The organism is Lysinibacillus sp. RC79, assembly GCF_041262405.1.
Lineage (GTDB): Bacteria > Bacillota > Bacilli > Bacillales_A > Planococcaceae > Lysinibacillus.
In genome coordinates this window covers 17979-29143 of the sequence record NZ_JBGCCD010000049.1, presented here as the reverse complement: position 1 = coordinate 29143, position 11165 = coordinate 17979, and the positions used below count along the sequence as shown (strand labels likewise).

The following is an 11165-nucleotide window of genomic DNA, read 5'->3' as shown; positions in this document are numbered from 1 at the left end:
GAAGGTTTTGAGTTCGTGTTAGGTTTAGTTGCTTGCCATGTAGAACCATTGTCAGTTACAACATTGTTTTTAATATACTCATCTATAGAGTTCCATACTCTAGCAGTACCCCAACCTTTAATATTTTCAGTTGCATGCTCTGCTGCTTCTGCGGCTATAATAGCACGGTTTGTAGCGTTATCAGCGTTTTGTACTGAGATATTAACTTTATAATTAGCTTCTACAATTGCATTAATCGTGGCTTGAGTGTTGTCTGACGTTGCTTTATTAGATGCCTCAATAGCATCTTGGACGTTTTGTAATGCTGTATCAGTTTGTTCGCTCATATTACTAATAGCGTCTTGAATTTCTTTGTTAGTGGTAGTTATCAAATCAATAACTTCTTGGTTATTATCATTTAAACTAGCACTAATAGTATCATTCATATTTTTGATTGCTTTATCTGTTTCTTCTATTGAGTGTTTTGCTGCCTCTTTCACCTCTGTGGATGCCTGATTAGCACTTACTGTAGCTGCATTAGCGTTTTGAGTAGCAGTGATAGTAGCTTGTTTAATTTTGTCTAAATCTGCTAATACTTCTGTAACACCTTGAACAGAATCTAATGCTTTTTGAGCCGCGTTATTTGCATTCTGTGTAGCAATTTCTGCTTCTTTTGCTTTAGTATCTGCGTTATCAGCTGCTTCAGTAGTAATAACAACAGCTTCTTCTGCTTTTAATAATGCTTCATCTGATTTATGTTGTGCTTCTGCAATATCATTTAGTGCTTTTTGTATCGCCTCAAGAATCTTTTGGACGTCCTCTCCGCCTGCCAACATATTGATTTGATATTGCATTTCTGTTAATCCTGCGATAATTCTATCCCAGTTTTCGTTAATCTTTATACGTTCTTCACGAGTAATAGGATTACCAGTAATATTTAAAATGATTGTCAAATTTTATTCTCCTTTCTATAAATATAAGAATCTAAATTTAAAATCGATAGACGATACAGTTCCACCAGAAACAGTGAAATTGTTTTCTCCTGTAAATAATCGAATTAATTTTTTATTTGTATTTCTGAATACACTTGTGCCATTTTTAAACGATTGCACACCTTTTAAAACGAGTTCATCAATTGCTGTAAGATTACCATTGTAACCATAAACATCCCCTGTAGTTTCATTCTTAATCACTACAGAGGATGCAAATGTACCTTTTATAATTATTTCTAACTCGCTTTGTCTCGGGTCAATATCAACATTACCTAAATTATTAACTACAAATGAATTTGAGTTAAACAAATACTTTAAATCATCGACCCATGTTATTTGACCGTTCCATGCCCATTTATTACTATCCCAATCTTTTAATGATCGTGTATCTGCAATAGATTCACCGAATATATTTACACAAGTAAATTCCACTGTGAACGAGTTCATGTATTGGTTTGGCTCAACTTCAAACGATTGATTTAACCTTACCAAATATCGTTTATATGGTTCATTTTTAAAGATGACATAGAATGATTCTTTACGAGTAAATAAAGCATTGATCTCATCACGCAATAAATAGTAATCATAAATATCATACGATTCATATAATAACTCTACCGATATAACTCTAGATTCTAAGAATGTTTCCATGAACAGCAAACCGTCTCTGCCTTCCACATTCTCAGTGATATGGCTTAAAGAAATTGAAGGGATATGATGAAACAGACGTTTCAAACTATAATCAGCTATATCTAATCTTTTGCCATTAAAAAGTTGAATTATCATTTCATATTTACTCCTTTTGATAGCCCTGCAATATTTGTTTTGTTAAATTGTAATCGATCGACTGTATCAAAAGTGATTTCGCCAACTAATGTGCCATCCATATAAACAGGAGCAGGTTGAACATAAACTACTTGTGGTTGAGAAGTATTCATTTGTTTAGCAATACCTTCGCCAATTCCTGCTAATACTTTAGGTGATAAAGGTATAATCGCCTCTGGTCCTGCTTCGCCTACGCCATGCATACCGCCTGCAGTTGGGAATAATGTAGGTGAATCGAAAATACCGCCTTCAGCATGCCATGTTACACCGATACCAGAAGGATAAGTTATAGATTTACCAAAAATTTCTTTTGTACTAGTTTCTAATGCGAAGCTAGGCATTTTAGGCATTTCTGGTTTTGGAATCTTCAATACTAAATTCTTGAAGAACCCTTTAATATTGTCGATTGCTTTACTAAACACATCTTCAATATCTCCCCAGACTTTCTTAGCATCTGTCCAAATTTCTTTTACAGATTTAATGAAACCATCTTTAATTTCTCCGGCTTTCTTAGTAACATCACCTTTGAACTTTTCCCACTTAGATAAAACCTCGCCAGTTTCCCAGTCAACTTCACTGACATGTTCCTTGGCTTGACCTTTAGCTTCACTAACTACTTTAGTATGCATTTCATTAGCATTCTTGATAGTACCATCTTTAGCACGTCCTGCTTCTTTGATTAAGGCATCTGCTTCTTCTGCTGAGATAGATTTATCTTCATCACACATTTTAGTAATTGCGGCAACACGTTGTTTATAAGTTTCTTCTGCATCCTTGATAGTTTTATCACGTTGTTCCTTAGAATTCTTAACAACATCTGCCGCTTGTTGCGCTGTAATCTGAGATGCATCACGTTTAAGAGTTTCATAGATAACTTTCTGGTCACGCTCTGATTCAGACAGATATTGTACAGCTTTTTCTTTCATACTTAGTTGAATCTGCTCTATTTCTGTAGCTTCTTGTTGAGTAATGCCTCGCTTCTCATTAGATGCAGTTTGATAGATTTCATTAATTTTAGCTTGACCTTCTGTAATAGCTGTTTGTTCTTCTACTTGACGTTGTTTAGTTTGTTCTAAGATTTCAGCCTCACGTTCTGCTGATAATGCTGATGATTCATTAAAGTAGTTAGTTTGTTCTTCTAATTGAGTAGCATGTTTCTCTCTCATATTAGTCAAGATTTGCTCGGTCATTTGATTATTAGTATCAATCATATTAGTAGCCATTTCTTGAGTAATAGTTTCGCCCGACCATTTAAGTTGCAACAATGATTCTGTGGCTTGCTTATCTAAATCCATATAAGCGCCAACTGCTTTAGCTGTACCTTCACTTACATTATTAGACCAATCTTCTACTTCAAATGATGATTGTTTCATATGTTCATTCAATGCAAATAGACCTACACCAATACCTGCAACCGCTGCAATTGCTAAACCGATTGGACCGGTCAATGCTGCCATTACTGTACCTAGAACACCTGCCGCAGCACTTGCACCGCCTAACATTCCTACGAGCGAACCGATAGCTGGCATGAAAGCCGCAAATGCACCACCTAATACGCCAATTACTGCAACAATTGCACCTAATGTAGCTGTTAACTTAGGATTTTCTGCAACCCAGTCTGCGATAGATGCAACTACTTCTGCAATATCTGCTAAAACCGGCGCTAAGGATTGCTTAACGTTGTTCATCGCTTCCGCTAATCTATAAGCAGGATCAGCTTTCATCTTGTCAACGTCACCGTTAAGTTTGCTCTGCATATCTCCTGCTGATTTTAAATGGTCTTCCATGTTAAGAATCGTATCAATTATGTTGTCGCCTTGGTCTTCGAATTTCGTTCCAAAAATCTCTACTCCTAGAGCGTTTCTTGCTGTCTGGTCGTCAACTTCGTCCAATGCTTGTGTCATCTCTCTGAATGCGGCATTACCATCTTCTCCGCCTTTAGCAATTGCATTACCCCAATCTTCGAATGCTTTTTGAGACAATCCTGCATCTTTAATAGCATCCTTTTGAGCATTTGATAATCCAGTTCCAAATTCTGTTGCACGAATACGTCCTTCTTTTAAACCGTCCAAAAGGTTATCGATATTCCAAGTGCCAGTTTCGACCCCTGCAGCCATAAGCGCTTGAATCTCTTCTGCGTTGAAGCCTGCTCTTTCTAGCTGATTTCCGTACTCAGAAATAATATCTAATTGCTCTGGAGGGAATCCAATTCCTAGTAATTGATTGGTTAGTGCTAACGCTTCTTGTTGAGTAATACCAAGCTCTTTACCAATCTCGTGTGATTCCTGAATTAATTCTTTGAAATCAACTTCTTTATATGCTCTGGAAATCATAGAAGCGCCTTCTATAATCTTAGCGTTAGTTTCTGCTGATGCATCTTTGTTAAGCACCATTTGTCTACGAACACCTTCGTACGCGGCTTCTTCGTCACCAATTGCAGCAACTACACCATTGATTGAACCACGTACAGCTTCAACGTCTCCACCTTTTATACCCATTGATATTTCAATATTAGTATTAAGCGTAGATACATCTAATGCTTCGTGAATCATAGCGGCTAATCCACCGCCTGACATTAATGCGCCTGCTACAGATTGAAGTTTATTACCAAAGCCGTTTACTTCATCTCCTGCTTTATTTGCTTCTTTTGCAACCTGACTTAAATCCTTTTGAACTGCCTTAAGTCCTCTTTGGTCAACGTTAGAAAGAGCATGTTTCATCTTCTCGAAGTCCATAGAAGAACCTAGAGCAGTTTTACCCATCTTCTCCAATGCTTGTTCTAATTGTTGAGAATTAGCTTTACCTTCTTTAATTGCATTCGTCAATTTATTCCCTAAAACGTCTGAGAAGGTGTTTACAGATGTACCAGTGGCTTGAAAGAACGTTTGCATATTCTTTGTTGATTCAGCTAATGCATGATGCTCATTACGAGTTTTATCAATTTGACCTTGGTAAGATTTAAGCAATGCTTCTGTAGTAACTAATTCACGTTGGAATGCTCTATATTGTTCTTCTCCAATATCTCCATTTTTAAATTGCTGTTCTACTTGTTGTTGTGCTCGTTTTAATACATCTAGCTTTTCAGAAGTACTTTGTACTTGCTTTTGCAATAGTTGTTGTTTCTGCGCATAGAGTTCGGTGCTTGATGGATCAAGTTTAGATGCTCTTTCAACTTCTCGTAATTCCTTTTGAGTTTGAGAGGCCTGTTTATTGACGTCTTTTAATGCATTATCTAAACCTCTTGTATCGCCATCGATATTTATAGTAATACCTTTAATACCTTTTCCAGCCATTAAATTTATTTGCTCCTTTCTATAATTTTTCATAGAAAATCACAAACTACATATAAAAAAGGAGAACTACCATTATCGGTAATTCCCCAGGATTTTATTTGATTTTCAGCGCATCAATATCAGCTTGTGTTGCTTTTCTAACTGTAACTTTTCCGTTTTTATCATCTTTAGGGCTTTTCATTTCAAAATACAATTCAATGTGTTCTAAAACCATGCCAATAGACATTAAATCCATTTCATCAAATGAAAGCTTAGCTTCTTTAGCCATCAATAAATAAATAGCTGTGGAAGGATCATCATTTACTTCTTTTTTGACTTTTTTTTAATTTGAGTAGAAATGAAATTTGCTTGAATTAGTGGCAATATATCATTAACAATCTCCATAACCGGGAAACCATCTTCAAATGTATCTAGCCATGCATTCATTTCTGGAATCTCTGGATCAGCTTTCTTTGCCAAGCAATAAACCATTTGATAGAACTCAATTGATTCAAAAGCTTTTCCTTGAGCTTGATTTTTTTCCAAGTTCATAAAGTCTTTTAAAAAGTCGGAACCTGGAAACATCGCTCGATACATTAAAGGTGTTTGTCCTGTGACTTTGAATGCGACATCTTTACCATAAATATTTACTGTTGTTTCTGCCATAAGGAGTAATTCCTCCGTTTTAAATTTATTTTCTTATGCAGCTTCGACTTCAACAGGCTCGATAACTGCTTTGAAGAAGTCGTTATACATTTCTTCAGGTGTTGCCTCACCTGTATTCCAACGAATAGCCTTGTCGTTAATACGTGGTTTCGCTGTGAATGTTAATTCTTGACCTTCAATTTCAATAGACTCCCCTGTTGTATTAGCTGTTTGATTTGGACGTGCAACTGTGCAATCGTAGTAAACGAAACGAGTAGCTTCAATATCTCCGTCAATTTCAAACATAAGTGCAATGTCTTTACCTTTAGCATCAGAAGTTTCTAAGAAACCACCGTTTACCATTTTTTCACCTAATACATCTGTACGAAACTTGTCTGTAATCATTGCAATTGTAAGAGTACCTTCATAGCCTGTATTTGAGTTACGTGAGAAGAAGATACCGTTATCTGCATAGAAGTTATTGCTGTCTCCTGTTGGTGACATCGTTAAGGATACTGCACCTTCAACTCGTACTGGTTCATCATATTTGTAAGTACCATCTTCTTCACGGGAGTATGTCGCATAATGAACATTTGTTAAACCGTATAATACTTTATTTTTACTCATAGATTTAATAGTCTCCGTTTCTTTTATTTAGTAAAACGCAATAAATCGTTGTAATCATTCCGAAATTCTTTTTATAAGTTCCTTTTCAAAATTCTTATTGGTCTCTACTTCTACAGGTTTAATATGTGGAATCGCTTTAGTACGCCCTCCATCTATAGTTGCATGACCTTTTTCAAGTAAGTGAGTTAGTTGATAATTTGTAGCATTGTGAACTACATATTTACCTTTTTGCTTCTTTACTTTCCACCCAGATGCGTATTGACCTCCACCTGCATAATTACCTACAGGAGAAGTTTGTTTAAGTTTTGTAACTGCTTTACCTGCTACCTCTTTTGCTACCGCATCTACTTCTTCCTCAACAAAGTTAGAGTATAGTGCTAATTGTTTATTAATTTCTCTGGCAAAATTATTAACATTCATCAATACACCAACTTTCTTTCGTATGGAATGAGCTTTTAATTGATCAAAGTAATTGAAAATGTACATTTAAAAACCCCCTCGGCTATGATGAATATTTCATCATAGCCCCAAGGGAGTTTGTTTTCTTTTAACATATCTTCTATTTTCTTCTCAGCAACTAAATCTTTATTGGCCACATACAATTCTATATTTACATAAGTGGATTTTGATAAAACAGTATTGTCTGCACTAAATGTATCGCTATTCTCTACAAGGTAACAAATAAATGGAGGTGTTTTTGGAGATTTAAAGTGTGAATATGCAACTGGATAACCAAGTATTTTTAACTTTTGAGCAAGTTCATCTAAAGTTATCATTGGATTTTCTCCTTAACCAATACGTTTTTCGCAATACAACTCAATATCACCATCGCTTCTTACAAAAGTCCGATATATTGAATATTTCACACGGTTATATTCAACTTCTTTTTCACCATCATATTCCTCATTATCGATAATTAAAGTAAGTTGCGATTTCAAACCTGCTTGTACAGCAATTGAAAATTCACGTTGTCCAATATTTGCTGGTGCACAATATACTAATTCAGGTAGAGTTAATTCAATTTCTTGAAGTAATTCATCAGTGATGATAGTTGTTGTCATTAAAAAACACACATCATCTTTAGATATGTGTTCGTTATTTCCTGTTGAATTTTTAATTCTTGGCATTTGTTGCACCAGCCTTCTGTATAACACGATTATGGATACGGAACTTTAGATTACGAGGAAGCCCAACATCTTCTTGACGTTTTCGATAATTCCAGACGGCATAGTCTACAATGAGTTGGGTATCCTCTGCTGTTTCTTTTGAAAAATCAATTGGTTTGGATTTAAGTTCTGATTCAGCGGCTTTTATTCGATTAATAAAGATTTCGTCACGTAAATCATGTGTAATACCTAAATCCAATTTAAAAAGTGATAAACAAATTGCGAGTGTTTCTTCGCTCATTATTCATCACCTTCCTCACTAATTTCTTTTATAAGTGGTACGCCAATTTTATTTTCAGTTGATGACAACTCCTCAACACGTGCTTTAATAACACGTCCTTTATGAGGGTACTTATCACCGATCTTGTAAATATGATTATTGTCCTGTATATCTCGGAAACTATGAATTACTTGGTATTTCATGCTTTATCATCCCTTCAAATTTATTAAGCACCTGGAGGAGCTTCTTGAAGTGTTACCAAAACAAATGATTCAGGCTTTACAGGCTTACCATCGTAACGGCCAACTCCACGGACAGCCGTTTGATCTTCACGGAATTTGTAGTGTCCAGACATATCAACTCGAGTACCTTCTCGCTCCACTAATGTGTAATTATCATATACACCGAACAACAATTTATCTTTAGGCATAAAATTATTGAATACAACACGTAAACCTAAGAAATTTGGTTGAGATAGATTCGGTAACACAACAACATCCGTTCCTGCTGAATTAGTGTGTAGTGTTAATGTTGCTAATTTTGCATAGTAAGTTTGACGATGTACAGTAACGACGATTTCACCAGTTGTATCTTCTCCTGTGTCGATTTTTCCAATGTGTGGAATTAGATCTTGATAAGTTGGCTCTGCTGTTACATTATTTTCTTTCGGTATTGCCGGGATGATTCCCTCTGGTTGTTTACCTGATGCGCCAGTACCATTTAAAATTGCGTTATCGATTGCTTTTGCAATAGATCGTGCAATTCGCTTCGTTAAATAGTCATCTAAATTAATAACGCTGTCTTCGAGTAAACTGTTATCGATGTAAACTACTCGGCCAACTTTGAAACCATCGAATTGTACTGCTGTTAATTCGCTGTCATCTGTTTCTGGTAATGCGCCGCGTTGTTCAAGCCATGTTGCTTCCCCTGCATCTACATCTAAAATTAGTTTTACACGGCCACCTGCACGTACTAAATCAACTAATGGATAAAGTGTTGTGAAATCACCAATGCGTTCACGAATACGATTTACTACGATATCCGGAATTACTAACTCTGCCCCTGCTTCTCCTGGTGGTAACACTTGGCCGTTTGCACGAGCTTCAAGTCGTGTGCGAAGTTCTGAGTAGAAGTCCTCTACCTCACGTGTAAAGTATTCTGTTTTATTTGATGCAGCTCGTTTTTGCTGTTTGTTCATGTCTAATCCGCCCCTTTCATTGTTCGCTGGTGCTTGTGAGTTTAATTGTTCTAACTCCTTTTCAAGCGTTTCAATCTCGCCCTCTAATGCAGATTTCTTTTCAGTGACATCAGTCTTATCTGCTTCAAACGCGTTTATTTCGCTTTCCACAGTTGAAATTTCCTCATCTGTTTTCGCTTCATTTAATGCTGCCTCTAAATCTGCACTTCGTTGCTTAAATCCTTCTTCGCGTAAAAGTAAATCTGCTAGAGCTGATTGACGTTGTTCAATTTTCTTACTAATCATTACCTGTTTTAAAGTCATTTTTGTAGCCTCGCTTTCAATCCTAATTTTCGTTGTTCTAACTTGCGCTCTTGCATTTCCTCAAATTGAGCGTGTCTTGCTTGTACACCTGTATCTTCATACGCTGGGAAAGTAACGACGGATACTTCATGTAAATCTGCTTTATTGATAGTCCACTTTACTGTATCGTCGTCTCGCCATTCAGTTGATTCATCAATGATATTGAAGCCAAAGCTGCATTGATCTACATCACCGCGCTTAACACGCTCGTATAAATTCATAGCATCAGTATCTTTGGTATTTAAACGAATCTTGCCCCATAGCCCGCGTGAATCCGTTTTGAGTTCAAGAGTCCCAGCTTTATTCCGACCAAGAACTAAGGCTGTGTCATGATTTATTAGAGCACGAATATCATTGCTCAACGTATCATCGAACGCTGTGGGTGCAATCACTTCAAATGCACCTCGCCATAGTTCTGTTTCTTGCCCAAATACAGCAAAATAACCTTCAATGACATATTCGTCCTCTTGCTCGTTACGTGTTTTTAAATCACTTGTGGCGCTCCGAAATTGCACTACATTTGCTCGTCCCTTACTCACCTTTATCACCTCCTTGTAATAATTTCTTTTGAAGTCCAATTGTGTCTGCAGGAATGTAGTTTTCCAACATGACAAGTTCATTCAATCCTTCTTTTGGAGATAGACCCAGTTTGTCACGAACCTCATTACCAGGAGAAAGACCTTTTACATAAAGATCACTGTAAACAGCTGATAATTCAGTAATTGAGTAAGCGTATAAGCTATGTGGATTCAATTTAAAATACCAATCGGGTTGGTATAATAGTCCTTTGGTTAATACCTGCTCAATTCCTTTTGCTATGGGTAAAATAGTTGTGTCAATAAAGTTGTTATATTCATCTTTGTTGTAGTTACCAATGCCCAAGAAAAAAGCAGGAACTCCAATGATTCCCGCAACTGTACGTTTATCTAATTCCACAGCATCATTTATGGCCAAGTCATTTAATGTGAGTGGCTTCACCTGTTCTACTTTTACAAGATCCGCTGGAATTACCCATGGCTCACCGTTACCAGTTTCATCAATATATTTATTTAATATATTTCTTCGACCTTCTTCACTGGCCAACTCCTCAGTCATTGCATCTACAGCAATGATTAATGGAGGCTTCCACTTGTCGCTCATAAATGATTTTTTTGTATGAGCTGCTTGTTTTAAATTTTGCACCAAGTCTTTTAAAGCAACTTGTAGCCCATTCCCCTTCCAAGGATTTTCTGGATCAGGATTGTACACGAAATGAAGAATCTCGTCATGATTGAAAACTTGTGTACCATAACGAACTACATAACCATTAGTATTTTCAATGAATGAGATTTTTGAAGGCTTTAACGGGACCAAATCTGCAATTAAACCGTTTTCGACTTTAGGATAAACAACACTATTGCCACGCCCATCAATTAGCATCGAATAAACAATGTTATACATCCATGTTTTCCTTGTCATAAGTGAATATGGATTTATATCGATTTTACGAGCCAGTGCATTTTTTACACGTATATCTCCATCGTCTGTATTTTCCATTAAGTGAATCGTCATCGATGAAACTAAGTTCGCAATCTTATGAACTGCCGTTTGTACCTCTGGATTATCAGATAGTTTGGTGTAACCATTAATTAATAAAGATGAATCTTGTCCAGACAAAAATAAGCCAATAGGTGAATCCTTGGTTTCTGCCCTGATTTTCCGTTCACTTCCTGTAAATAAAAACCCCATTTAATCCATCCTCTCTTTTCTCAAGCGACCTAAAAATAAGCTCGTGCCATAAAATAACGCACCAGTTACAATAAAGCCGAATGATATTGAAAGCATAAAAAAACCTATCGAGAGAAACACAACTCCGATAAGTAACATAATTTCTAAAATATTCTCCTGAATAACATTCAA

At 36.3% G+C, this 11165-nt stretch carries 15 protein-coding genes; all 15 read right to left on the bottom strand.

Annotated elements, in window-relative coordinates:
- Window positions 1-932, bottom strand: a 932-nt coding sequence (locus ABH968_RS26740) for a hypothetical protein (RefSeq protein ID WP_370048914.1), incomplete at its 3' end; no start/stop codon positions are given.
- A 15-nt stretch (window positions 933-947) separates the two neighbouring features.
- The gene (locus tag ABH968_RS26735) at window positions 948-1757 is read right to left on the bottom strand and encodes a distal tail protein Dit (RefSeq protein WP_370048913.1); all 810 of its coding nucleotides are present in this window, start codon (window positions 1755-1757) and stop codon (window positions 948-950) included.
- A complete protein-coding gene (locus ABH968_RS26730; RefSeq protein WP_370048911.1) occupies window positions 1754-5089 on the bottom strand; it encodes a phage tail tape measure protein in 3336 nt (1111 codons plus the stop codon). The genes ABH968_RS26735 and ABH968_RS26730 overlap by 4 nt, the downstream gene beginning before the upstream one ends.
- Before the next feature lie 94 nt (window positions 5090-5183).
- Complete coding sequence (locus tag ABH968_RS26725) at window positions 5184-5357, bottom strand: hypothetical protein (RefSeq protein WP_370048909.1); 174 nt, start codon at window positions 5355-5357, stop codon at window positions 5184-5186.
- A gap of 32 nt (window positions 5358-5389) precedes the next feature.
- On the bottom strand, window positions 5390-5734 hold the full coding sequence (locus ABH968_RS26720) for a hypothetical protein (protein ID WP_370048908.1): 345 nt from the start codon (window positions 5732-5734) through the stop codon (window positions 5390-5392).
- Window positions 5735-5767: 33 nt separating this feature from the next.
- The gene (locus ABH968_RS26715; RefSeq protein ID WP_370048907.1) at window positions 5768-6340 is read right to left on the bottom strand and encodes a major tail protein; all 573 of its coding nucleotides are present in this window, start codon (window positions 6338-6340) and stop codon (window positions 5768-5770) included.
- Window positions 6341-6394: 54 nt separating this feature from the next.
- On the bottom strand, window positions 6395-6826 hold the full coding sequence (locus ABH968_RS26710) for an HK97 gp10 family phage protein (RefSeq protein WP_370048906.1): 432 nt from the start codon (window positions 6824-6826) through the stop codon (window positions 6395-6397).
- A complete protein-coding gene (locus ABH968_RS26705; RefSeq protein WP_370048904.1) occupies window positions 6796-7116 on the bottom strand; it encodes a hypothetical protein in 321 nt (106 codons plus the stop codon). Before ABH968_RS26705 ends, ABH968_RS26710 begins: the two co-directional genes overlap by 31 nt.
- 12 nt (window positions 7117-7128) lie before the next feature.
- Window positions 7129-7467 (bottom strand): hypothetical protein, encoded by a 339-nt coding sequence (locus ABH968_RS26700; protein WP_370048903.1) that lies wholly within the window; start codon window positions 7465-7467, stop codon window positions 7129-7131.
- On the bottom strand, window positions 7454-7747 hold the full coding sequence (locus ABH968_RS26695) for a hypothetical protein (protein WP_370048901.1): 294 nt from the start codon (window positions 7745-7747) through the stop codon (window positions 7454-7456). The genes ABH968_RS26700 and ABH968_RS26695 overlap by 14 nt, the downstream gene beginning before the upstream one ends.
- Window positions 7747-7929, bottom strand: coding sequence for a hypothetical protein (locus ABH968_RS26690; protein WP_370048899.1), 183 nt, complete (start codon window positions 7927-7929; stop codon window positions 7747-7749). Before ABH968_RS26690 ends, ABH968_RS26695 begins: the two co-directional genes overlap by 1 nt.
- A gap of 23 nt (window positions 7930-7952) precedes the next feature.
- Window positions 7953-9227 carry a phage major capsid protein gene (locus ABH968_RS26685; protein WP_370048898.1) on the bottom strand — a complete coding sequence of 425 codons (1275 nt, stop codon included), beginning with the start codon at window positions 9225-9227 and terminating at the stop codon, window positions 7953-7955.
- Entirely contained in the window at window positions 9224-9805 is a 582-nt protein-coding gene (locus tag ABH968_RS26680; RefSeq protein ID WP_370048896.1) for an HK97 family phage prohead protease, read from the bottom strand. The genes ABH968_RS26685 and ABH968_RS26680 overlap by 4 nt, the downstream gene beginning before the upstream one ends.
- On the bottom strand, window positions 9798-10994 hold the full coding sequence (locus ABH968_RS26675) for a phage portal protein (protein ID WP_370048894.1): 1197 nt from the start codon (window positions 10992-10994) through the stop codon (window positions 9798-9800). Before ABH968_RS26675 ends, ABH968_RS26680 begins: the two co-directional genes overlap by 8 nt.
- Window positions 10995-11165 carry a hypothetical protein gene (locus ABH968_RS26670; RefSeq protein WP_370048892.1) on the bottom strand — a complete coding sequence of 57 codons (171 nt, stop codon included), beginning with the start codon at window positions 11163-11165 and terminating at the stop codon, window positions 10995-10997. It lies immediately after the preceding gene.

Bases quoted from the DNA above. Each gene is read 5' to 3' on its own strand.
- ABH968_RS26675 (WP_370048894.1), bottom strand. From the start codon at position 10,994: ATGGGGTTTTTATTTACAGGAAGTGAACGGAAAATCAGGGCAGAAACC.
- ABH968_RS26725 (WP_370048909.1), bottom strand. From the start codon at position 5,357: ATGGCTAAAGAAGCTAAGCTTTCATTTGATGAAATGGATTTAATGTCT.
- ABH968_RS26685 (WP_370048898.1), bottom strand. From the start codon at position 9,227: ATGACTTTAAAACAGGTAATGATTAGTAAGAAAATTGAACAACGTCAA.
- ABH968_RS26705 (WP_370048904.1), bottom strand. From the start codon at position 7,116: ATGATAACTTTAGATGAACTTGCTCAAAAGTTAAAAATACTTGGTTAT.
- ABH968_RS26710 (WP_370048906.1), bottom strand. From the start codon at position 6,826: ATGTACATTTTCAATTACTTTGATCAATTAAAAGCTCATTCCATACGA.
- ABH968_RS26700 (WP_370048903.1), bottom strand. From the start codon at position 7,467: ATGCCAAGAATTAAAAATTCAACAGGAAATAACGAACACATATCTAAA.
- ABH968_RS26715 (WP_370048907.1), bottom strand. From the start codon at position 6,340: ATGAGTAAAAATAAAGTATTATACGGTTTAACAAATGTTCATTATGCG.
- ABH968_RS26695 (WP_370048901.1), bottom strand. From the start codon at position 7,747: ATGAGCGAAGAAACACTCGCAATTTGTTTATCACTTTTTAAATTGGAT.
- ABH968_RS26730 (WP_370048911.1), bottom strand. From the start codon at position 5,089: ATGGCTGGAAAAGGTATTAAAGGTATTACTATAAATATCGATGGCGAT.
- ABH968_RS26720 (WP_370048908.1), bottom strand. From the start codon at position 5,734: ATGGCAGAAACAACAGTAAATATTTATGGTAAAGATGTCGCATTCAAA.
- ABH968_RS26735 (WP_370048913.1), bottom strand. From the start codon at position 1,757: ATGATAATTCAACTTTTTAATGGCAAAAGATTAGATATAGCTGATTAT.
- ABH968_RS26690 (WP_370048899.1), bottom strand. From the start codon at position 7,929: ATGAAATACCAAGTAATTCATAGTTTCCGAGATATACAGGACAATAAT.